Origin of the sequence: Amycolatopsis sp. cmx-4-61 (assembly GCF_046548775.1) — a bacterium.
In the GTDB taxonomy this organism is placed as follows: Bacteria; Actinomycetota; Actinomycetes; order Mycobacteriales; family Pseudonocardiaceae; genus Amycolatopsis.
This window is the reverse complement of record NZ_JAEBEI010000012.1, coordinates 88,854-109,643: the sequence shown is the minus strand read 5'-3', so window position 1 is coordinate 109,643 and position 20,790 is coordinate 88,854. Positions and strand designations below refer to the sequence as shown.

The 20,790-nt window shown below is 72.1% G+C and carries 20 protein-coding genes; 11 read left to right on the top strand and 9 right to left on the bottom strand.

The annotated features are described in order from the left end of the window. Positions 1–8 precede the first annotated feature (8 nt). Both ACLJOU_RS29310 and ACLJOU_RS29305 read left to right on the top strand, forming a co-directional pair. Positions 9–563 carry a TetR/AcrR family transcriptional regulator gene (locus tag ACLJOU_RS29310; protein ID WP_410572031.1) on the top strand — a complete coding sequence of 185 codons (555 nt, stop codon included), beginning with the start codon at positions 9–11 and terminating at the stop codon, positions 561–563. A 104-nt stretch (positions 564–667) separates the two neighbouring features. Next, a complete protein-coding gene (locus ACLJOU_RS29305; protein WP_410571734.1) occupies positions 668–2,221 on the top strand; it encodes a glycoside hydrolase family 27 protein in 1,554 nt (517 codons plus the stop codon). Here the strand turns inward: ACLJOU_RS29305 and pucD are convergent. From pucD to ACLJOU_RS29285, 4 genes are read right to left on the bottom strand one after another with little or no spacing between them, the layout of a single operon-like run. Further along, positions 2,208–4,466, bottom strand: coding sequence for a xanthine dehydrogenase subunit D (gene pucD / locus ACLJOU_RS29300; RefSeq protein ID WP_410571732.1), 2,259 nt, complete (start codon positions 4,464–4,466; stop codon positions 2,208–2,210). The genes ACLJOU_RS29305 and pucD overlap by 14 nt on opposite strands. Continuing rightward, positions 4,463–5,803 (bottom strand): 8-oxoguanine deaminase, encoded by a 1,341-nt coding sequence (locus ACLJOU_RS29295; protein ID WP_410571731.1) that lies wholly within the window; start codon positions 5,801–5,803, stop codon positions 4,463–4,465. The genes pucD and ACLJOU_RS29295 overlap by 4 nt, the downstream gene beginning before the upstream one ends. Then, the gene (locus tag ACLJOU_RS29290; RefSeq protein ID WP_410571729.1) at positions 5,800–6,267 is read right to left on the bottom strand and encodes a (2Fe-2S)-binding protein; all 468 of its coding nucleotides are present in this window, start codon (positions 6,265–6,267) and stop codon (positions 5,800–5,802) included. The genes ACLJOU_RS29295 and ACLJOU_RS29290 overlap by 4 nt, the downstream gene beginning before the upstream one ends. Next, positions 6,258–7,130, bottom strand: a complete 873-nt coding sequence (locus tag ACLJOU_RS29285; protein ID WP_410571728.1) for an FAD binding domain-containing protein — start codon at positions 7,128–7,130, stop codon at positions 6,258–6,260. Before ACLJOU_RS29285 ends, ACLJOU_RS29290 begins: the two co-directional genes overlap by 10 nt. A 123-nt stretch (positions 7,131–7,253) precedes the next feature. Here ACLJOU_RS29285 and ACLJOU_RS29280 point away from each other — a divergent pair, with 123 nt between their 5' ends. The 3 genes from ACLJOU_RS29280 (at position 7,254) to ACLJOU_RS29270 (ending at position 10,354) form a co-directional block, all read left to right on the top strand. After that, positions 7,254–8,576, top strand: a complete 1,323-nt coding sequence (locus tag ACLJOU_RS29280) for a PucR family transcriptional regulator (RefSeq protein ID WP_410571727.1) — start codon at positions 7,254–7,256, stop codon at positions 8,574–8,576. A 167-nt stretch (positions 8,577–8,743) separates the two neighbouring features. After that, positions 8,744–9,232, top strand: coding sequence for a MarR family winged helix-turn-helix transcriptional regulator (locus tag ACLJOU_RS29275; protein ID WP_410571725.1), 489 nt, complete (start codon positions 8,744–8,746; stop codon positions 9,230–9,232). A 24-nt stretch (positions 9,233–9,256) separates the two neighbouring features. Further along, on the top strand, positions 9,257–10,354 hold the full coding sequence (locus ACLJOU_RS29270; protein WP_410571723.1) for a DUF2786 domain-containing protein: 1,098 nt from the start codon (positions 9,257–9,259) through the stop codon (positions 10,352–10,354). Between the two features lie 4 nt (positions 10,355–10,358). Here ACLJOU_RS29270 and ACLJOU_RS29265 read toward each other — a convergent pair whose 3' ends face one another. Further along, positions 10,359–10,580, bottom strand: a complete 222-nt coding sequence (locus tag ACLJOU_RS29265) for a hypothetical protein (RefSeq protein WP_410571721.1) — start codon at positions 10,578–10,580, stop codon at positions 10,359–10,361. A gap of 299 nt (positions 10,581–10,879) precedes the next feature. On the opposite strand from ACLJOU_RS29265, the gene ACLJOU_RS29260 reads away from it, so the two are divergent. Then, positions 10,880–11,221 carry a hypothetical protein gene (locus tag ACLJOU_RS29260; protein ID WP_410571719.1) on the top strand — a complete coding sequence of 114 codons (342 nt, stop codon included), beginning with the start codon at positions 10,880–10,882 and terminating at the stop codon, positions 11,219–11,221. A gap of 57 nt (positions 11,222–11,278) precedes the next feature. Here ACLJOU_RS29260 and ACLJOU_RS29255 read toward each other — a convergent pair whose 3' ends face one another. Next, a complete protein-coding gene (locus ACLJOU_RS29255) occupies positions 11,279–12,466 on the bottom strand; it encodes a DUF6986 family protein (protein ID WP_410571718.1) in 1,188 nt (395 codons plus the stop codon). Continuing rightward, positions 12,466–14,043 carry a malate synthase A gene (gene aceB / locus ACLJOU_RS29250; protein ID WP_410571716.1) on the bottom strand — a complete coding sequence of 526 codons (1,578 nt, stop codon included), beginning with the start codon at positions 14,041–14,043 and terminating at the stop codon, positions 12,466–12,468. Before aceB ends, ACLJOU_RS29255 begins: the two co-directional genes overlap by 1 nt. 112 nt (positions 14,044–14,155) lie before the next feature. Between aceB and ACLJOU_RS29245 the strand changes: the two genes are divergently transcribed. Next, on the top strand, positions 14,156–14,932 hold the full coding sequence (locus ACLJOU_RS29245; RefSeq protein ID WP_410571714.1) for an IclR family transcriptional regulator: 777 nt from the start codon (positions 14,156–14,158) through the stop codon (positions 14,930–14,932). 73 nt (positions 14,933–15,005) lie between these two features. Then, on the top strand, positions 15,006–15,305 hold the full coding sequence (locus tag ACLJOU_RS29240) for a hypothetical protein (protein WP_410571713.1): 300 nt from the start codon (positions 15,006–15,008) through the stop codon (positions 15,303–15,305). A 1-nt stretch (position 15,306) separates the two neighbouring features. Here the strand turns inward: ACLJOU_RS29240 and ACLJOU_RS29235 are convergent, their stop codons facing one another. Further along, complete coding sequence (locus ACLJOU_RS29235) at positions 15,307–15,807, bottom strand: GNAT family N-acetyltransferase (protein WP_410571712.1); 501 nt, start codon at positions 15,805–15,807, stop codon at positions 15,307–15,309. A gap of 148 nt (positions 15,808–15,955) precedes the next feature. On the opposite strand from ACLJOU_RS29235, the gene ACLJOU_RS29230 reads away from it, so the two are divergent. Beyond that, positions 15,956–16,411 carry a hypothetical protein gene (locus ACLJOU_RS29230; protein ID WP_410571710.1) on the top strand — a complete coding sequence of 152 codons (456 nt, stop codon included), beginning with the start codon at positions 15,956–15,958 and terminating at the stop codon, positions 16,409–16,411. A gap of 43 nt (positions 16,412–16,454) precedes the next feature. Here ACLJOU_RS29230 and ftsY read toward each other — a convergent pair whose 3' ends face one another. Next, positions 16,455–17,777: a signal recognition particle-docking protein FtsY gene (ftsY, locus tag ACLJOU_RS29225; RefSeq protein WP_410571708.1), complete on the bottom strand. Its 1,323-nt coding sequence runs from the start codon at positions 17,775–17,777 to the stop codon at positions 16,455–16,457. Positions 17,778–17,915: 138 nt separating this feature from the next. Here ftsY and ACLJOU_RS29220 point away from each other — a divergent pair, with 138 nt between their 5' ends. Next, positions 17,916–19,124, top strand: a complete 1,209-nt coding sequence (locus tag ACLJOU_RS29220; RefSeq protein WP_410571706.1) for an anhydro-N-acetylmuramic acid kinase — start codon at positions 17,916–17,918, stop codon at positions 19,122–19,124. A gap of 15 nt (positions 19,125–19,139) precedes the next feature. Beyond that, positions 19,140–20,705, top strand: a complete 1,566-nt coding sequence (locus ACLJOU_RS29215; RefSeq protein ID WP_410571704.1) for a sodium:solute symporter — start codon at positions 19,140–19,142, stop codon at positions 20,703–20,705. Positions 20,706–20,790 lie beyond the last annotated feature (85 nt).

Genomic DNA, 20,790 nt, shown 5'->3' with positions numbered 1-20,790 from the left:
AACGCATCATGGCCGCCGGAGCCGAGCTGTTCCGGCGCAACGGCTACGCCGGCACCGGGCTGAAGCAGATCGTCTCCGAGGCCGGTGCGCCCTTCGGGTCCCTGTACCACTTCTTCCCCGGCGGCAAGGAGGAACTCGGCGCCGAGGTCATCCGCACCTCCGGGCTGGCCTACCTCGCCCTCTTCGATCTCTTCATCGCTCCGGCCGAGGACCTGATCAGCGGGATCGAAGCCTTCTTCGCCGCGGGGATCGCGACCCTCGAAGCCACCGACTACGTCGAGGGCTGCCCCATCGCCACCGTCGCCCTCGAGGTCGCCTCCACCAACGAGCCGCTGCGCCAGGCCACCGCCGAGGTCTTCACCGCCTGGATCGACGCCGGGACCGAGAAGTTCGCGAAGTTCGGGCTGTCCCGCGAAGCGGCCCGGACCCTCACCATCACCGCCGTCAACAACCTCGAAGGCGCCTTCGTCCTCTGCCGCTCGCTGCGGGACACCGAAGCCATGGCCGTCGCCGGAGCCGCGACCGTCGAGGTCGCCCGGCACCTCGAAAGCGCGCAACTTTAGTCGGCAATCGCACGCAAATCACCAACATGGTGCTTGACCACTCAGCGAGCACCGGCGTAGTGATCTAGCCTCCTGCCTCACACCGTCGTCCGGTTGGAGCCGCCATGCGCCGTGTCCTCGCCGTCGCCGCAGCAGCAGTAGCCGCCGCAGCGCTGGCCACCCCCGCCCAAGCCCTGGAGAACGGCCTCGCCCGGACGCCGCCGATGGGCTGGAACACCTGGAACACCTTCGAGTGCAGCATCAACGAAACCCTCGTCGAGCAGACCACCGACCTGATGGTCAGCTCGGGGATGCGCGACCGCGGCTACACCTTCGTCAACCTCGACGACTGCTGGATGACCTGGTCCCGTGACGCGGACGGCAACCTCGTCGCCGATCCCGCGAAGTTCCCCAGCGGCCTCAAGGCGCTCGGCGACTACATCCACGCCCGCGGCATGAAGTTCGGGATCTACGAAGACGCGGGCACGATGACCTGCCAGGGCTACCCCGGCAGCCTCGGGCACGAACAGGCCGACGCGAACCTCTTCGCGAGCTGGGGCGTCGACTACCTCAAGTACGACAACTGCCACAACGACAGCTCCACCCAGCAGGACTACGTCCGGCGCTACTCGGCCATGCGCGACGCGCTGCAGGCCACCGGCCGCCCGATCACCTACAGCATCTGCGAATGGGGCTACTTCGACCCCGCCACCTGGGCCGGGGACGTCGGGAACCTGTGGCGCACCACCGGCGACATCACGAACAACTGGGGCAGCATCGACTCGATCTACCGCCAGAACGTCGGGCTCGCGGCCGCCGCGAAGCCGGGGGCCTGGAACGACCCGGACATGCTCGAAGTCGGCGACGGCATGGACTTCCAGGAGGACCGCGCGCACTTCACGCTCTGGGCGGCGATGGCCGCGCCGCTCATCGCCGGCGCCGACCTGCGGTCCGCGAGCGTCGCCACCTTCTCGACCTACCTGAACCCCGACGTGATCGCCGTCGACCAGGACCCGCTCGGCAAGCAGGCCACCCGCATCGCGACCGGCAACGGCCTCGACGTCCTGGCGAAGCCGCTCCAGGACGGCGCGGTCGCCGTGGTGCTGTTCAACGAAAACGGCACCCCGCAGCCGATCACGACCACGGCCGCCGCGGCCGGGCTGCCCGCCGCGGCGAGCTACCGGCTGGCCAACCTGTGGTCCAAGGAGCTGACCACCAGCGACGGCACGATCGGTGCCACCGTGCCGTCGCACAGCACGGTGATCTACCGCGTCACGCCCGGATCGGGCAGCAGCATCGGCACCACGCAGCCGATCCAGGGCGCGTCGTCGGGGCGCTGCATGGACATCGACGGCACCAACGCCGACATCCGGGACTGCGACGGCGGCGCGAACCAGGCGTGGACGTTCACCGGCGCCGGCGAGCTCACGGCGAACGGCCGCTGCCTGGACGCCGAAAAAGGCGGCACGACCGCCGGGACCAAGCTCCTCGCCTGGCCCTGTCACGGCGGTGCGAACCAGAAGTTCAAGCTCGAAGCCGACGGTTCGATCACCCAGGCCGGGCTGTGCGTCGACGTCACCGGCGGCGACAAGCCCGCCGGCAACGTCAACGGCACGCAGCTCGAACTGTGGAACTGCAACGACGACGCCAACCAGAACTGGCAGCTCAAGTCCCCGTGAGGTGCTCCGGCCGCACCGGGACGCGGGTGAGCGCGAGCCCGGTCGCGGCCCGGATCGCGGCGACGATCGCCGGGGTCGACGAGATGGTCGGCGGCTCGCCGACCCCGCGCAGGCCGTACGGCGCGTGCGGGTCCGGGCGTTCCAGGACGTCGATGCGCATCGGCGGCATGTCCAGGACCGTCGGGATCAGGTAGTCGGTGAAGGAGGGGTTGCGGATCTTGCCGCCGGAGGTCTGGATCTCCTCCATCACCGCGAGCCCGAGGCCCTGCGCCGAGCCGCCCTGGATCTGGCCCAGCACGGCCTGCGGGTTCAGCGCCTTGCCGACGTCCTGGGCACAGTCGAGCGCGACCACCTTGACCAGGCCCAGTTCGGTGTCGACGTCGACCACGGCCCGGTGCGCGGCGAACGCGTACTGCACGTGCGCGGTCCCCTGCCCGGTCTCCGGGTCCAGCGGGGTCGTCGGGCGGTGCCGCCATTCCACCGTTTCGTCGTGGACGTCGTCGCCGAGGACGTCGGCCAGGTCGGCGAGCACCTGGCCGTCGGCCGCGACGAGCTTGCCGCCGACCACGCGCACCCGCCGGTCGAACCGGGCCAGCAGCCGTGCCCGCACCGCCGCGCACGCGGCCTGCACCGCGCCGCCGGTGACGTAGGTCTGGCGGGACGCCGACGTCGAGCCGCCGTTGCCGATCGAGGTGTCCATCGGCAGGACCGTCACCTGCTCGACACCCAGCTCGGTCCGCACGATCTGCTGCATGATCGTCACCAGGCCCTGGCCGACTTCGCAGGCCGCCGTGTGCACGGTCGCGGCCGGCTCGCCGCCGACCAGCTGCAGGCGCACCCGGGCCGTCGAGTAGTCGTCGAAGCCTTCGGAGAAGCAGACGTTCTTGATCCCGACGGCGTACCCGACCCCGCGGACGACGCCTTCGCCGTGCGTCGTGTTGGACACCCCGCCCGGCATGTGGCGCAGGTCGAACGGCCGGTCCGGCGGCATCGGCATCTCCCGCACGCGGGTCAGCAGCTCGGCGACCGGCGCTTCGGCGTCGACGACCTGGCCGGTCGGCATCAGGTCGCCCTCGCCCATCGCGTTGCGCACGCGGACTTCGACCGGGTCGAGGCCGCACGCGGCCGCGAGCTTGTCCATCTGCGACTCGTAGCCGAAGGCCGCCTGCACGGCGCCGAAGCCGCGCATCGCGCCGCACGGCGGGTTGTTCGTGTACGTGCCCCAGCAGTCGACCGCCACACTGTCCACTTTGTACGGTCCGACACCGAGCGTCGCCGCGTTCGCGACCACCGCGCCGGTCGAGGACGCGTACGCGCCGCCGTCGAGGTACAGGCGCGTCTCCACGTACACCAGACGGCCGTCGCGCGTGGCGCCGTGTTCGTAGTACATCTTCGCCGGGTGGCGGTGGACGTGCCCGTAGAAGGACTCTTCGCGGTTGTAGACCATCTTCACCGGCTTGCCGGTGTGCAGCGCGAGCAGGCACGCGTGGACCTGCATCGACAGGTCTTCGCGGCCGCCGAACGCGCCGCCGACCCCGCCGAGCGTCAGCCGCACCTTCTCGACCGGCAGCCCCAAGGCGGCGACGATCTGCTGCTGGTCGACGTGCAGCCACTGCGTCGCGACGTACAGGTCGACGCCGCCTTCGGTGTCCGGGACCGCGAGCCCGGACTCCGGGCCGAGGAACGCCTGGTCCTGCATGCCGACCTCGTAGACGCCCGAGACGACGACGTCGGCGGCGAGGTCCTGGGGACCGCGGCGGATCTTCACGTGCCGGACGACGTTGCCGCCTTCGTGCAGCGAAGGGCCTTCGCCCGCGACAGCGGCTTCGGAGTCCGTCACCGGCTCGAGTTCTTCGTAGCCGACGCGGATCCGCTTCATCGCGCGGCGCGCGGTCTCCGGGTGGTCGGCGGCGACCAGCGCCACCGGCTCGCCCTGGTACCGCACCACGTCCGGCGCGAGCACCGGCTGGTCGGCGTGCTCGAGGCCGTACCGGTTGACGCCGGGGACGTCCTCGTGCGTCAGCACCGCGTAGACGCCCGGCACGGCCAGGGCTTCGGCGATGTCGATGGAGGTGATCCGCGCGTACGGGTGCGGGCTGCGCAGGGTCACGCCCCACACCATGTCCTCGTGCCAGAGGTCCGAGGAGTAGGCGAACTCGCCGCGCACCTTCACCGTGCCGTCGGGCCGCCGCGGCGAAGCACCGACGCCGTTCGTGGTCGGCGTGGTGACGGACGTGGTGGTCATCGGCCCTCCTGCAGTTTCGCGCTCGCGGCCGCCAGCTCGCGGGCGATGGCGGCCTCGTCGGCCTCGCGCAGGGTGCCGTCCTCGACGATCGCCTTGCCGCCGACGAACAGCCGCCGCAGCGGCGGGACCGTGCCGAGCACCAGCGCCGCGACCGGGTCGGCGATGCCGGCGTGGTTCAGCCCGGTCAGGTCCCAGACGGCGAGGTCGGCGAGCTTCCCGGGCTCGATCGAGCCGAGGTCGTCCGCGCGGCCGAGGCAGCGGGCGCCGCCCATGGTGCCCATCCAGAGCGCTTCCCGCGTGGTCAGCCCGCGCGGGCCGCCGCGCTGGCGGGCCTGCAGCAACGCCTGGTGCAGTTCCTCGCCGAGGCCACCGGACTCGCTGGAGGCGGCCCCGTCGACACCGAGGCCGACCGCCACGCCGGCGTCGAGCAGGTCCCGGACCGGGGCGATGCCGGAGCCGAGCCGTCCGTTGGACGTCGGGCAGTGCGCCGAGCCGGTGCCGGTCGCACCGAACCGGCGGATCGCCTCCGGCGCGAGGTGGACGGTGTGCGCGAGCCAGACGTCGTCGGCGAGCCAGCCGAGCTTGTCGGCGTACTCGGCGGGCGTGCAGCCGACCTCGGCGAGGCACTGGCGTTCTTCGTCCAGCGTCTCGGCGAGGTGGGTGTGCAGGCGGACGCCCTTGTGCCGGGCCAGCTCGGCCGCGCCGGACATCAGGCGTTCGGTGACCGAGAACGGCGAGCAGGGGCCGACGGCGATCTGGAGGTGCGCGCCCGGCGAGTCGTCGTGGAAGCGGGCGATCGCCGCTTCGGTGCCGGTCAGCGCGTCCTCGGTCGTCTCGACCAGGTTGTCCGGCGGCAGGCCGCCGTCGGACTCGCCGCGGTCCATCGACCCGCGCACGACGTGCAGCCGGACACCGATGCGCTGGCGGGCCGCGACCAGCGCCGCGACCTGGTCGCCACCGTCACGGGGGAAGACGTAGTGGTGGTCGGCGACGGTGGTGCAGCCGGTCAACGCGAGCCGAGCCATCCCGGCCGTGCCCGCGGCGTGGGTGATCTCGTCGTCGAGGCGGCCCCAGACCGGGTAGAGCTGCTTGAGCCATTCGAACAGCGTGTGGTCGGCGGCCATCCCGCGGGTCGCCCACTGGTAGAGGTGGTGGTGGGTGTTGATCAGGCCGGGGGTGACCAGGCAGCCTCCGGCCTCCACGCGGTCGTCGAACTCGCCGGTGTACACCCCTTCGCCGACTTCGGCGATCCGGTCGTTCTCGACGACGACGTGCCCGCTCGCGTACTCCTCGCCGGTGACCGTGGCGATCGCCGCGTTCGCGATGAGCGTCCTCACGCGACACCTCCCGTGGCGGCGGCGCGGACCGCGTCGAGGATCTTCTCGTAGCCGGTGCAGCGGCAGAGGTTGCCGGCCAGTGCCTCGCGGATCTCCTCGTCGGAGGGGTCGGGGACGCGCTCCAGCAGGTCGTGCGCGGCGACGACCAGGCCGGGGGTGCAGAAGCCGCACTGCACCGCGCCGTGGTCCACAAAGGACTGCTGGACCGGGTGGAGCGTGTCGCCGTCGGCCAGCCCCTCGACCGTGCGGACCACCCGGCCCTCGGCCTGCCCGGCCGCGACCAGGCAGGCGCACACCGGGACGTCGTCGAGGTAGACCGTGCAGGACCCGCATTCGCCCTGCTCGCAGGCGTTCTTCGAGCCCGGCAGGCCCAGCCGCTCGCGGAGCACGTAGAGCAGGCTTTCGCCTTCCCAGACGTCGTCCGCCTGCCGCGGCTCGCCGTTGATCGTGACATTCAGGCGCATGCGCGCTCTCCCGTCCGGTGTTCGTCCCAGGCCCAGGTCAGGGTCCGTCGCGCTAGTACCCCCAACGCGTGCTTCCGATACGCCGCACTGCCCCGGACGTCGTCGATCGGGGCCGCCGCTTCCCCGACCAGGTCGCCGAAGCGGCGTTTCAGGGAGTCCGGCAGGGGCGCGGGTGAGGTCCACGGCAGCTCGGCGGCCAGGAAGTCCTCAGCTTCGCGGGCGCGGCGCGGGGTCGGGGCGGCGGACCCGATGGCCGCGCCGACCCGGCCTTCGCGCAGGCACAGCGCGAAGGAGCAGACGGCGATGACCATCGCGTTGCGCGTCCCGACCTTGGCGAACTGCTGCGGCCCGGCGTGCGCGGGCAGGTGGACGGCGGTGATCAGCTCGTCCGGCTCGAGGGCGTGGCGTTTGACGCCGACGTAGAACTCCTCCGCGCGGAGGAGGCGGGTCCCCCGGACGGAGGCCACCTCGACCCGCGCGTCCAGGGCGAGCAGCACCGGGTGGGTGTCGCCCGCGGGCGAGGCGGCGCCGAGGTTGCCGCCGACCGTGCCGCGGTTGCGGATCTGCGGGGATCCGACCGTGCGCGAGGCCATGGCCAGCGCGGGGACGGCTTCACCCAGTTCGGCGATGACGCGGGAGTACGGGACGCCGGCGCCGAGCCGGACCGTGCCGTCCGAGGACTCCACAGTGGACCACGTCGCCAGCTCGGGGACCCGGGTGAGGTCGAGCAGGGCTGCCGGGCGCCGGTGGTCGAAGTTGAGCTCGACCATGACGTCGGTGCCGCCGGCGATCGGCACGGCGTCCGGGCGCCCGGCCTTGAGGGCCAGGGCCTCGGCGAGCGTCGCGGGGCGCAGGAACTCCACTGGCGGCTCCTTCGTGGGGGGCGATAGACCAGTAGACGACGGATCACGGCCGGGCGGCAACGGCGCCACGCATGAACCGCACTGGAGCGGACCCGGGGCCGGTTGTGCTTTCCTACAAGCCTCATGACGACCGTGAAAACTCTGCTGGGCCTGACCGGCCTGCGGCTGCGCCCGCGGGCCGGGGCCGACCTGCTCGACCGGCCGGTGACGCGCATCTACGTCACGGAGCTGTCCGACCCCGGACGGTACCTCTCGGCCGGTGAGCTGGTGCTGTCCGGCCTGCTCTGGTGGCACGCGCCGGGCGACGCCGAGCCGTTCGTGGCCGCGCTGGCCCGCTCCGGCGCGGCGGCGCTGGCCGCGTCCGGCGCGGACTCGGGCGGGATCCCGGACGACGTCGTCGACGCCTGCGTCCGGCACGGGATCCCGCTGCTGGAGGTGCCGGCCGACCTGTCGTTTTCGGTGATCACCGAGCAGGTGGTGCTGGCCTTGGCGGCCGCGTCGGACAGCGCGCGCAAACGTTTGCAGGCGGCTGCGGAGGCCCCCGTCGAGACGCTGCTCGAGCGGGCTTCGGCGGAGCTCGGGCTGCCCTGCTGGGTGGTGTCCGGCCTGGGCCGGCTGATCGCGGGAACGGCTCCCCTGCCGCTGCCGCCGGACGACGTCGTCCGCCGCTACGCCGCCCGCGAGCCGGGGCCGCTGACGGTGGTGCCGGTCGAGGGGCGGCACGCGGTGCCGTGGCTGATCGCCCTCGGCGGGCCGGTGAGCCCTGCGCAGGCGGAGCTGGCGGAGGAGGTGGCGGGGCTCGTCGGGATCACGCGGGCCCGGGCCTCCCGGCCCGAAGCGTCGGTGCCGGACGAGGTGTGCGTAGTCGCGTTGCGGACCGAGGGCAGCGACGAGAGCCGGGACGTCCTGAGCGAGTGGCTGCCGGACGCGCTGGTGCTCGAATCGTCGGGTGACACGTCGTACGCGGCGGTGGCGGAGCTGTCCGCCACGGCCGGGTTGTCCACTGTGGAGCCGCTGCTGCGGGCCACGCGGATCTTGTGCGGTATCGGCGATCCGGGCCCGCGCGACGAGGCCGTGGAGAGCGCGCGGTACGCGGTGGAAGTGGCGGCGCGGCGGCCGGACCGGGTGGCGGTGGTGCGGGCCGGTGAAGTGGACGTGCACGAGCTGCTGCTGGCCGGCGCTCCGGCCGGGCTGCGCGCGGCCCTGCGCCGCCGGGTGCTGGGCCCGCTGCTGGCCTACGACGCCGAGCAGCACACGGATCTGGTGCACACGGTCCGGGTGTTCCTGGAGTGCTCGGGCTCCCCGACCCGGGCGGCGAAGGCCCTGCACGTCCACGTCAACACGCTGCGCTACCGCATCGGCCGCGCGGGCGAGCTGCTGGGCGCGGACCTGACCGAGTTCACCGGCCAGCTCGACGTCTACCTCGCGCTGCGGGCGGGCGACTGAGACCGGGTGCGCGGAGAGGTCGGCCGCCGTCGGCGACCGGCGGGGCCGCGCCGGGCGGCGTCCCCCGTCCGGACGCCGCTCGCCCGCTCGGCGCACGCCGCGCACCTCGTACCCCTTCGCCCGCCGTCCGGCGTTGCGCGCCTGCGTGCCGGGGGGAGGATTGGCGGGTGGACCCCGAAATCACCTCGGCCCGGCAGGCGGCGGACGACGCCCGCGTGCTGGCCTTCGGGCGGCTGCAAGGCGCGGCGCACCGGCTCGCCTACCTGCTCGGGCGGGCGCTGGAACGCGAGTGCGGGATCACCCAGCTGGTCTACGAGGTCCTGCTGATCGTCGGCCGCACCGGGGAGGACGGGCTCACCATGCGCTCCATCGCCCAGGAGCAGGTGCTCACCACCGGCGGCGCGACCCGGCTCGTCGACCGGATGGAGGCGCTCGGGCTGGTCACCCGCACGGCCGACCCCGGCGACCGGCGGGTGCAGCTGGTGCGCCTCACCGCGCTCGGCGAGGAAACCACCGTGCGGGCCAGCCGCGTGCACGTCGAGAACATCGAGCAGTTCTTCTTCCGGCCGCTGCCCGAGGACCACCGCGCGCGGTTCGCCGAAGACCTGCGGACGCTCAGTCACTCCGCTCGCGACGCCCTCCCCCGCCTGCGCTGACGGCCCTGCGGCACACTCGGCGACGTGAGCGAGACAGACTTCCGCGACGCGCTGCTCGCCGCCGCCCAGGACCCCGAGCGGGCCCGGCAGCACGCCCGCCGGATCGCGCCCGGCTTCGAGCTGCCCGCCGGGCTCGCCGAGGCCGCGGACCGGGCCGCGGGGCCGCTGATCGGCCGGGCCTGCCGGGGCGGCTGGCTGCCCGAAGACCTCCGGCAGGCCGCGAGCCGCCGCGTCGACGAGTTCGCCGGCTCCTACGTGCTCGACGCCCTCGCCGCGCACGCCACGGCCGGGGATCCGCGGAGCCTCGCCGAGGCCGGTGCCGTCCGCTGGTGGACCGACGCCGAACCGCACCTGACGCAGTGGGCGGCCAAGCACATCCTCACCCCGGCCGAAGCGGTGACGGCGGTGATCGAGGCCCTGGGCCTGCTGCTGACCCTGCCGGTCCTGGGGACCGCGCCGCACCCGCGTCCGGCCGCCCACCACGGCGTCGACGGCAAGAAGCTCGGCCGGGTCCGGGCCCTGCTGGCCAAGGCCGAGTCCAGCTCGTTCCCGGAGGAAGCCGAGGCGCTTTCGGCGAAGGCCCAGGAACTCATGACCCGGTACGCCTTCGACCGCGTGCTGGTCGAGGCCGCACCCGACATGCCGTCGTCCCGCCGGATCTGGCTCGACACGCCGTACACCGACGCGAAATCCCTGCTGGTGCACGTGGTCGCGCAGGCGAACCGCTGCCGGGCCGTCTTCGACTCGCGCTGGGACTTCGTCACCGTGGTGGGCGACGAAGACGACCTGGACGCGGTCGCGCTGCTGACGACGTCCCTGCTCCTGCAGGCCACCCGGGCCATGATCGCCGACCCGGCCGGCCGGTCCCGGCCGTTCCGGAAGTCGTTCCTCGTCGCCTACGCCACCCGGATCGGCGAGCGGCTCGAGAAGGCGGCGGAAAGCACCCTCGCGGCGGCGCCGGACTCGGCGGACTTGCTCCCGGTGCTGGCTTCACACGACAAGCAGGTGGCGGCGACGTTCACTTCGCTGTTCCCCGATGTGGTGAACAAGTCGGTGACGGTGCGCAGTCACGAAGGCTGGGGCGCGGGCCGGAAGGCCGCCGACCGCGCCCGGCTGCGCTGATCGGCTACAGGAAGATCTTCACCAGCTGGTCCCGCCCGTCCTGGTCGCGCACGAGGACCTGCTTGCCCGCCTTGAGTTCGGCGTCGACGAACTCGTAGACGAGCAGCGCCCGGTTGACGAGGTCGACCTTCTTCAGCCCCGTGCGTTCCTGCAGCTTCGCCAGCGCATCGACCGCTTCGGCGATCAACGCGACGTTGACCCGGCCCACTGGGTTGTCTTCACTCACGACCTCATGATGGCAGAATAGCCACCGAAACCCCACTTTTTTCGCAGCGATTCGGTATTGCCACCGATCGGCACCGGACGTACAGTCGAAAGCGCCTGCTGCGGACCCGCCTTCATGCGAACGGGCCGAGCGATCGGGAAGCCGGACCACGCTTCCTCGCGGCCGGGCGAACCGGTGCGGCAGCTCATGGGGGACAGCCGTCCGGTAGTCGACCGCGGCTCGTGCCGCGGTCCCGAAAGTGGTCACCGGACGGGCCACCATCGGCGCCCGGCCGGACCCGGAAAGGAACGGGCACGAGCATGGGTGCCGGAATCGAGCGTGCGGATCCGTCCGCGCCTCACGAAGAAGAACCGGACCGGGACGACGTCCCGACGCGGTTCGCGCACGTCCGGATCGAGACGTCGGAGGTGAAGGCGGAGCTGGCGGTGCCGTCGAGCCAGACCCGCCGGTTGCTCACCACGGTCCTGGACCTGCTGGTGGTGCTCGGCGCGGCCCTCGGTCCGGCGCTGACCTGGAAGACGGCTCCGGCCGGACTTCCGACGTGGGCGGCGGCGGGGACGATCGCCGGTCAGCTCGCCTTGCTGACCGTCGTCGCCGTGTTCGCGCACCGGCCGGAACGAACCGGCCGGCTGCCGTCCTAGCACCGGCCCTGCGCAGCGGCTGGGTGGGCGCCGGGCAGGCGTCCGCTCAGCCGCTGCTCACGCCAGCCGCAGGGCGTACTTCTCCAGCTCCGGCCGGCCGAACGGCAGCTCGTCCTCGTCCAGCGCCCCGCAGTCCAGTCCCCGCAGCAGGTACACCGCCAGCGCCTGTGCCGTCGCCGGCTCGTCCAGCACGCCGCCGGCCGTTTTGCCGGCGTACGCCCGCAGCCTTTCTGCCGCTTCCGGGAAACCGGCGCGATAGAACTTGTACGTCGCCGCGAAGCGGGTCGGCAGCTGGTGCGGGTGCAGGTCCCAGCCCTGGTAGAAACCGCGCTGCAGGGAGCGGCGGACCAGCCGGAGGTGCTCGGCCCACGCCGTCGGCAGCGCGTCGCCGATCGGGAGGCGGTTGGTCGAGCCGTCCGAGAGGCGGACGCCGGTGCCCGCCGCCGCGACCTGCATCAGGCCCTTGGCCAGGTCCGCCGCCGGGTGGTCCATGCTCTGGTACGCGGCCGCGACGCCGAGGCCCGCGCTGTAGTCGTAGGTGCCGTAGTGCAGGCCCGACAGGCGCCCCGAAGCCGCGTGCACGATCCGCGCCACCGACAGCGTCCCATCGAGATCCACAATGGACTGGGACGTCTCGATCTGGACTTCGAAGCGCAGCGTCCCCTCGGCCAGCTCGTACGCGGATTCCAGCCGCGCCAGCACTTCCGCGGCCACCGACACCTGCTCGACCGCCGTCACCTTCGGCAGCGTGACGATGAACCCGGGCGGCAGCGGCCCGTTCTCCAGCAGCGCCCCGAAGAACAGGTCGAGGGTGCGGATGCCCCGCCGGCGCGTCGGCGCTTCGAAGCTTTTGAAGCGGAGGCCGCAGAACGGTGTCCCGCCGGTCGTGGCCAGGGTCTGCCCGGCCGCCAGCGCGGCGGCGTCCTCGACGTCGTCCGGCACGCGGCCGAAGCCGTCCTCGAAGTCGATCCGCAGGTCCTCGATCGGCTCGGTCAGCAGCTTCGCGCGGACGCGTTCGTACACGTCCGCGTCGACGCCGAGGAGGTCGCCGTGCTCGACGAACACGCGCATCGCCTGCTTGCCCCAGCCGGCCACCAGGCGCGTCTTGTACTGCGACGCCGGGACGTAGACCGTGTGCACGGGCTGCCGTCCCGGCCGCTCCCCCGGGTACGACGCCGCGACGCGCGCGTCGGCCGCAGCCAGGCGCGCGTCGGCGGCGTCGTAGACGTCCTCGGGCAGCCGCACTACTTGATCCGCTCGTACGCCGGCAGCGTCAGGAAGTCCGGGAACTCCTCGGCCAGCGCGACCTGCTCGAACAGCTCGACGGCGGGCTCCAGCTGCTCCGGCTTGAGCTCGGCGGCCAGCTCGCCGCGGACGTCGGCCAGCACGCCGCGCACCAGCTCCGCCGTGACGGCGTCGCCACTGTCCAAAGTGGTCCCGTTCTTGACCCACTGCCAGATCTGCGAGCGCGAGATCTCGGCGGTGGCGGCGTCCTCCATCAGGTTGTGGATGGCCGCCGCGCCGTTGCCGCCCAGCCAGGACGCGATGTAGCGGACGCCGACGTCGACCGCGGCGCGCAGGCCGGCCGCCGTCGCGCTGCCCGGCGTCGAAGCGACGTCGAGGAGCTGGTCGGCGGTGACGCTCACTTCGTCACGGGTGCGCTCGAGCTGGTTCGGCCGGTCGCCGAGGACCTTGTCGAACTCCTCCTTGCACAGCTCGACCATGCCCGGGTGCGCGACCCAGGAGCCGTCGAAGCCGTCGCCGGCCTCGCGCGACTTGTCCGCGTGCACCTTCTCGAAGGCACCCTTGTTGACCTCGGGGTCCTTGCTGGGGATGAACGCGGCCATGCCGCCGATCGCGAACGCGCCGCGCTTGTGGCAGGTGCGCACCAGCAGCTCGGTGTAGGCACGCATGAACGGCGCGGTCATGGTGACGGAGTTGCGGTCCGGCAGCACGAACTTCTCGCCCGCGTCGCGGAAGTACTTGATGACGCTGAACAGGTAGTCCCAGCGGCCGGCGTTGAGGCCCGACGCGTGTTCGCGCAGCTCGTAGAGGATCTCCTCCATCTCGAACGCGGCCGGGATGGTCTCGATCAGCACGGTCGCGCGGACGGTGCCGTGCTCGATGCCGAGGGTCTTCTCGGCGTGGGTGAAGACGTCGTTCCAGAGCCGCGCTTCGAGGTGGCTCTCCATCTTCGGCAGGTAGTAGTACGGGCCCTTGCCGCGCTCGATCAGCTCGGCCGCGTTGTGGAAGAAGTGCAGGCCGAAGTCGACGAGCGCGCCGACGCCCTCGCGGCCGCCGAAGGTCAGGTGGCTTTCGGGCAGGTGCCAGCCGCGCGGGCGGACCACGATCGTGGCGTGCTCGACGTCGTCCTTCAGCGCGTAGCTCTTGCCGCCGCTTTCCAGGGTGATCGTCTCCCGGACGGCGTCGTACAGGTTGACCTGGCCGGAGACCACGTTCTTCCAGTGCGGGGTGTTGGCGTCCTCGAGGTCGGCGAGCCACACCTTCGCGCCGGAGTTGAGCGCGTTGATCGTCATCTTGCGGTCGGTCGGCCCGGTGATCTCGACGCGGCGGTCGCGCAGCGCGGGCGGCGCGCCGGCCACCTGCCAGTCGCCTTCGCGGATCTCCTTCGTCTCCGGCAGGAAGTCGAGCCTGCCGGTGGTCCGGGCCTCTTCGCGGCGCTTGCTCCGCGCCTGGAGCAGCTCGTCGCGGCGGCCGGCGAAGGCGTCGTGGAGGCCGGCGAGGAAGGCGAGCGCCTCCGGCGTGAGGATCTCGTCGCCGCGCTCGACCGGGTCGCCCAGCACCTGGACTTCAGAAGACATGGGGAAACACCTCGAGGGTTCGGATCTTTGGATAACGGCCCTACGGTTTTCTACCAGCCGGACTATAGTTTCTGCATAGCGGAACCTCAACGCCGACGTAAGGAGGGCCACCGTGCCGGCGGAGAAGAACGGTCGCGACGGCGGCGTCCAGTCCCTGCAGCGCGCCTTCGAGCTGCTGGAACACCTCGCGGACACCGGCGGCGAAGCCAGCCTGTCCGAGCTGGCGACGCTGTCGGGGCTGCCGATGCCGACGATCCACCGGCTGATCCGCACCCTGGTCGACCTGGGGTACGTCCGCCAGAACACGAACCGCCGCTACGCGCTCGGCGCGCGCCTGATCCGGCTGGGCGAGAACGCGAGCATGCAGTTCGGCGCGTGGGCGCGCCCCCTGCTGGCGGAGCTGGTGGAGGAGGTCGGCGAGACGGCGAACCTGGCCGTCCTGGAGCGCGACGAAGTCGTGTACGTGGCCCAGGTGCCGTCGAAGCACTCGATGCGCATGTTCACCGAGGTCGGCCGGCGGCTGCTGCCGCACGGCACGGGTGTGGGCAAGGCGATGCTCGCGCACCTGCCGGCTTCCGACGTCCGCGAGCTGCTGTCGCGGACGGGCATGCCGGCGTACACCGAACACACGTTCACGGACCCCGACGCGCTCGCGGCGGAACTCTCGCGGATCGCGTCCCAGGGGTATGCCCTGGACGAGGCGGAGCAGGAGCTGGGCGTGCGGTGCGTGGCGGTGGCGGTGCCGGGCGCGCCGGTCCCGGCCGCGGTGTCGGTGTCGGGACCGTCCGGCCGGCTGACCGCCGAGGCGGTGGCGCACATTGCCCCGGCGGTGCAGCGGGTGGCGGACGCCCTGGGGGCGAGCCTCTCCCAGGCACCACTATCAGTATGACTGAGAGTGATATCTGATGACGGAAAGTAACCCCGCTGCCGAGGGCCCGGCGGCCGCCGGTAAAGTACGCCGCATGTCCAGCCTCGAAGACCTCGAAGCCCGCGTGACCGCGTTGGAGGAGCAGGTGCGGCACACCCGGCAGGACGCCGCGGCGGCCCGCATCCTCGCCGGCACGGCGGACCGCGACGTGTCGGAGTTCAAGCAGACCTTGAACGGCCACACCCAGGTGCTGAACGCGCTGCGCGAGACGCAGGTCGAGCAGGGTCAGGAAATCATCGACCTCAGGGCCGAGATGCGCAGCGGCTTCACCAAGATCAACGTCAGCCTGGAGCAGGTCAGCAGGCTGCTTCAGCAGGCCATCAACAAGGACTGACTCAGCTCAACTCCCCGGCCAGCAAGTCCATCAGCAGCCCGTCGTGCCAGGTGCCGTCCGGGGCGCGTTCGTAGTCCCGCAGCACCCCGACCGGGCGGAAGCCCACCTTCGTGTACACCCGGATCGCCGTTTCGTTGGCCGCCGCCGGGTCGATCGTCAGGCGGTGGTGGCCCTGGGCGAACAGGTGCGCGGCGAGCGTCCGAATGGCGTCCGTGCCGAGGCCGCGGCCGTGGAAGCCCGGGTGCACCGAGATGTCGATGCCCGCGTGGCGGTACTGCGGGTCCAGCTCCTCGCAGCTCTGGATCAGGCCGACGACTTCGCCGCCGAACTCGATCACGTAGACGGTGTAGCCCTCTTCGACCTCGTACAGGCCTTCGGTTTCCCGATCCGGGTCGCCCCACCAGCGGGCGACCTCGGGAGTGGCGAGGATTTCGCGCAGGCGGGCGCGGTCGGTTGAGCCGATCGGGCGCAGGCGCACCCGATCACCGTGGATGGCGGTCATGATGGTTCCTCACTCTTGTAGCGGATGACGGTTTCGGAGCGTCTGCTACGAGGAGGGGCACGTGCGGAAGTGCGTCAACCGGGCATACCGGGATTGTGCGCCGGCGCGGGCCGCCCGTCACCCGGATTTCCGCCGGAGGGAGCCACCGATGGAACCGCAGCTGAACTGGCTCGCCGCCGCGCACGTGGACCAGCTCGTCAACCGCGCGCTCGACGGCTTGCCGTCCCCCGCGGTGTGGCCGCACCCACCCAAGGCGGCCGGGGGAACGGTCGAGATTTCTGTCCGGCACCACTCGACCGTGAAGGTCCGCACGCCGGTGATCCTCACGCTGCAGGAGGAGAACAGCCGCACCGGCACGGCGTTTTCGGTGGTCCTCGGGCACACGGCCCGCATCGCGATGCCGGGCGGCCGCTACTTCGGCGCGGCGATGGTCGTGAACCCGGCGCGCCGCACCCTCGACGGGATCGGCTGGTCCAGGCTGGCGGTGAACGCGCACCGGACGTCCCCGCTGGTCATCCCGGCCCAGCGCCCGTCGGCGCAGCAAATCTTCCAGCTGGGCCTGCGGAAGGCGGACGGGACACCGCTGTTCCGGATCCAGGTGTGATGTCCGGGGAGGCTGGTCAGCCGGGTGACCGGCGGCCGATCACCTAGCCCAGGAGCGCGTCCACGAAGGCGCCCGGCTCGAACGGCGCCAGGTCGTCCGGGCCCTCGCCCAGCCCGACCAGCTTCACCGGCACGCCCAGCTCCTTCTGGACCTGGAACACGATCCCGCCCTTGGCCGTCCCGTCCAGCTTCGTCAGCACGATGCCCGTGACGTCGATGACCTCGGCGAACACGCGGGCCTGCATGAGCCCGTTCTGGCCCGTCGTCGCGTCCAGGACCAGCAGGACCTCGTCGACCTTCGCCTGCTTCTCCACGACGCGCTTGACCTTGCCCAGCTCGTCCATCAGGCCCGTCTTCGTGTGCAGGCGGCCCGCCGTGTCGACCAGGACCGCGTCCACGCCCGTGTCCACGCCGCGCTTGACCGCGTCGAACGCCACCGCCGCCGGGTCCGCGCCCTCCTTGCCGCGCACGACCTCCGCGCCCACGCGCTCGGCCCACGTCTGCAGCTGGTCGGCCGCCGCCGCGCGGAACGTGTCCGCCGCGCCCAGCAGCACCGTGCCGCCCTGGGCCACCAGGACGCGGGCGAGCTTGCCCGTGGTCGTCGTCTTGCCCGTACCGTTGACGCCCGCGACCAGCACCACGGCCGGCTGCTTCCTGCCGTCGACGGTGTGCGGCAGCGCCCGCACCGCCCGGTGGCCGTCGGTGGACAGCTGCGCCGTCAGCACCTCGTGCAGCACCTCGCGCGCCTCGGCCGACGACCGGACCGCGCGCCGGGACAGCTCGTCGCGCAGGCGCTCGACGATCTGGTTCGTCGTCGCCGCGCCCAGGTCGGCCATCAGCAGCGTGTCCTCGACGTCCTGCCAGGAGTCTTCGTCGAGGTCGCCGGCGCCGAGCAGGCCCAGCAGGCTCGTCCCGAACACCGAGCGGGACTTCGACAGCCGGCCGCGCAGCCGCTCGATGCGGCCCGTCGCCGGCTCGATCTCCTCGGCGGGCGGGGCGGGCTCGGCCGGTGCGACGACCTGGGCTTCCGGCAGCTGGGCGTCCGGCAGCTTGACGTCGCGGACCGTGCGCTGCGCCGAGTCGCGCGGCACCGCCGCGTCGTCGCCCACCGTGGGCTGGCCGTCGACCTCCGGCCGGTCCTCGACCGGGTGCTCGACGGCGGGTTCTTCCAGCGGCGTCGCCGTGCCGCCGGGCGCGAGGGCGATGCCCCCGCTGGCGGCGTACGAACCGCCCTTCGGTTTCTCCTCGACCTCGCGCTGGGCGTCCAGGCTGATCCGCCGCCTGCGGGCGACCAGCAGGCCGGTCACCAGCAGGGCGACCAGCACGACGACGGCGACGACTACGAACAGGAACCAGGTGCTCGACACGGGCCCATCCTTCCATCCGCGCTCCCCGCGCGCCGGACCCCGTCCGCACAGGCAATTCGTCACCACGTAGGTCGCGATTGGGCCAAGACTTCACCACGTGGGTTGCATCACTCGGAAAGCTCCACTAGACCCCTCCGGATGGGGATGCGGACGAGCCACGGCTATCGGGTGATCGGCCTGATTTCGGGCACGTCGATCGACGGGATCGACGTGGCCGCCGCCGACCTGCGCGCCGAGGACGGCACGGTCGTGTTGACGCCGCTGGGCGAGCTCGACGTCCCCTACCCCGAACCGCTGCGGGAGGCCCTGCTGGCGGCGTTGCCACCGAACCCGTGCAGCGCCGGCGAGCTGACGCGGCTGGACACCGGCGTCGGGCAGGCGTTCGCCGACGCGGCGCTGCGCGGCGCCGAGGAACTCGCCGGCGGCCGCGCGGACTTCGTGGCGTCGCTGGGCCAGACGGTGTTCCACTGGGTCGAGGGCGGTCACGTCCGCGGCACCCTCCAGCTCGGCCAGCCCGCCTGGATCGCCGAACGCACCGGGCTGCCGGTGTGCGCCGACCTGCGGGCCCGCGACGTCGCCGCGGGCGGCCACGGCGCGCCGCTGGCGAGCACGCTCGACCGGCTGTGGCTGCGCGGCCTCGCCGAGGACACCGGACGCCCGGTCGCCGCGCTGAACCTCGGCGGCATCGCGAACATCACCGTCGTCGCCGAAGGCACGCCGGTGATCGCCTACGACACCGGGCCCGCCAACGCCCTGCTCGACCTCGCGGCCCACCGCGTCACCGGACAGCGCAGCGACGTCGGCGGCCGGCTCGCCCTGAGCGGGTCGGTGCGCGCCGACCTGCTCGTCCGGCTCTCGGCCGACCCCTACTTCGCCGCCGGACCGCCGAAGTCCACGGGCAAGGAGCACTTCACCGCGGGCTACCTCGACGCCGCCCTGGCCGGGCTGGCGCCGGTCGAGCCCGGCGACCTGCTCGCGACGCTGACCGAGCTGACCGCCGTCACCGTGGCCGACCAGTGCCGCCACCACGGCGTCGGGACCGTCATCGCCTCCGGCGGCGGGGTCCGGAACCCGGCCCTGATGGCGGCGCTGGCCCGCACCCTGCCGACGGCGGTGTGGAAGACCAGCGACGACCTCGGGCTGCCCGGCGACGGCAAGGAGGCGTACCTCACGGCCCTGCTCGGCTGGCTCACCTGGTGCGGCGTGCCCGGTACGGTGCCGTCGGCGACCGGTGCCCGCGGGCCGCGCCTGCTCGGCGCGCTGGTCCCGGGCGCCGGCCCCCTGATCCTTCCCGCCCCGCTGGGGGGCGCCGTGACCCGGTTGCGAGTCGCGGAGAAAGCCGGATGAAGGTAGGAGTGATCCATGCGCGGTGTTGACCTCGCCATCATCGTGGTCTACCTGGCGGCGATGCCGCTGATAGGCGTGCTCGTCGGCCGGAAGCAACGGTCGGCGGCCGACTACTTCGTCGGCGAGCGCAGCCTCCCGTGGGGCGCGGTGATGCTGTCCGTGGTGGCCACGGAGACCTCGACGCTCACCGTGATCAGCACGCCCGGGCTGGTCTTCGGCAACGCGTTCCTGTTCCTGCAGCTGGCCTTCGGCTACATCATCGGCCGGACGATCGCCGCGTTCGTGCTGCTGCCGCGGTACTTCCGGGGCAACCTGGTCAGCGCGTACGCCTTCCTCGGAAAGCGGTTCGGCTCCGGCCTGCAGGGCACGGCGTCGGTGACGTTCGTGGTCACGCGGCTGCTCGCCGAGGGCGTGCGCCTGTTCGCCGGCGCGATCCCGATCAAGGTGATCCTGGGGCACTACGGCGTCCACCTGGACTACTGGGTGATCGTCGTGATCCTCACCGCGCTCACGCTGGTCTACGCCTACATCGGCGGGATCAAGGCCGTGGTCTGGGTCGACGTCATCCAGCTGTCGCTGTACCTCGGCGGCGCCGCGGTGGCCGCCATCGTGCTGCTGAACAAGCTGCCCGGCGACTGGGCGTCGCAGGCGTCCGCGGACGGCAAGTTCATGCTCGTCGACTTCACGAAGAACCTGCTGACCAGCCCGTACGCGTTCGTGACGGCGGTGCTCGGCGGCGCGGCGCTGTCCATGGCGTCGCACGGCGCCGACCAGCTGATCGCACAGCGGCTGCTGGCCACGCGCAGCCTGCGCGACGGCCAGAAGGCGCTGATCGGCAGCGGCATCATCGTCACCATCCAGTTCGCGCTGTTCCTGCTGGTGGGGGCGATGTTGTGGGTGTTCAATGGGCGCAAGCCGGTGGCGCAGCTCGGCCTGCAGAGCCCGGACGACGTGTTCTCGCGGTTCATCATCGACGACCTGCCGGTCGGCGTCTCGGGCCTGCTCATCGCGGGGGTGCTGGCCTCGACGATGGGGGCGCTGGCCTCGGCGCTCAACGCGCTTTCGACGTCCACCGTGGCCGACCTCTACCAGCGGTTCACCCACCGTTCGCCGGAGGATTCGAAGCTGCTGCGGCACGGTCGCATGTGGACGCTGATCTGGGCGGTCGTGTTCGCCGTGTTCGCTTCGCTGTTCTCCACCACGAAGAACTCGGTGATCGAGCTGGGGCTGGCCATCACCGGCTACACCTACGGCGCGCTGCTCGGCTCGTTCCTGCTGGGCCTGCTGGTCAAGAAGGCGCGGCAGGTGGACGCGATCATCGCGTTCGTCGTCACGGTCGTGGTGATGGCGTTCGTCATCCTCGGGGTGAAGTTCAACGCGAAGACCGGCGGCCTGATCGGCGTCGACTTCGGCAAGGCGGCCGGGGACAAGGTGGCGCTCGCCTACCCGTGGTACACGCTGATGGGCGTGGTGATCACGCTCGTCGTCGGCGGCCTCCTGGCCCTGCGGCACCGCACGCCGGACCCGAAGGCGGCCGAGTCCGAGGCCACCGGCGAGAGCGTGGAGGTCCCCGCCGCCTGATCCGTTGAACCGTTTCCGGCGGGCGCCCGTGTCGGGTTGCGGGAGCCCGCCGAGAAGCGGCGGGAGGATTTCGAAGGTGGGACTC

Bases quoted from the DNA above. Each gene is read 5' to 3' on its own strand.
- ACLJOU_RS29310 (WP_410572031.1), top strand. From the start codon at position 9: ATGGCCGCCGGAGCCGAGCTGTTCCGGCGCAACGGCTACGCCGGCACC.
- ACLJOU_RS29305 (WP_410571734.1), top strand. From the start codon at position 668: ATGCGCCGTGTCCTCGCCGTCGCCGCAGCAGCAGTAGCCGCCGCAGCG.
- pucD (WP_410571732.1), bottom strand. From the start codon at position 4,466: ATGACCACCACGTCCGTCACCACGCCGACCACGAACGGCGTCGGTGCT.
- ACLJOU_RS29290 (WP_410571729.1), bottom strand. From the start codon at position 6,267: ATGCGCCTGAATGTCACGATCAACGGCGAGCCGCGGCAGGCGGACGAC.
- ACLJOU_RS29280 (WP_410571727.1), top strand. From the start codon at position 7,254: ATGACGACCGTGAAAACTCTGCTGGGCCTGACCGGCCTGCGGCTGCGC.
- ACLJOU_RS29260 (WP_410571719.1), top strand. From the start codon at position 10,880: ATGGGTGCCGGAATCGAGCGTGCGGATCCGTCCGCGCCTCACGAAGAA.
- aceB (WP_410571716.1), bottom strand. From the start codon at position 14,043: ATGTCTTCTGAAGTCCAGGTGCTGGGCGACCCGGTCGAGCGCGGCGAC.
- ACLJOU_RS29240 (WP_410571713.1), top strand. From the start codon at position 15,006: ATGTCCAGCCTCGAAGACCTCGAAGCCCGCGTGACCGCGTTGGAGGAG.
- ACLJOU_RS29235 (WP_410571712.1), bottom strand. From the start codon at position 15,807: ATGACCGCCATCCACGGTGATCGGGTGCGCCTGCGCCCGATCGGCTCA.
- ACLJOU_RS29230 (WP_410571710.1), top strand. From the start codon at position 15,956: ATGGAACCGCAGCTGAACTGGCTCGCCGCCGCGCACGTGGACCAGCTC.
- ACLJOU_RS29220 (WP_410571706.1), top strand. From the start codon at position 17,916: ATGGGGATGCGGACGAGCCACGGCTATCGGGTGATCGGCCTGATTTCG.
- ACLJOU_RS29215 (WP_410571704.1), top strand. From the start codon at position 19,140: ATGCGCGGTGTTGACCTCGCCATCATCGTGGTCTACCTGGCGGCGATG.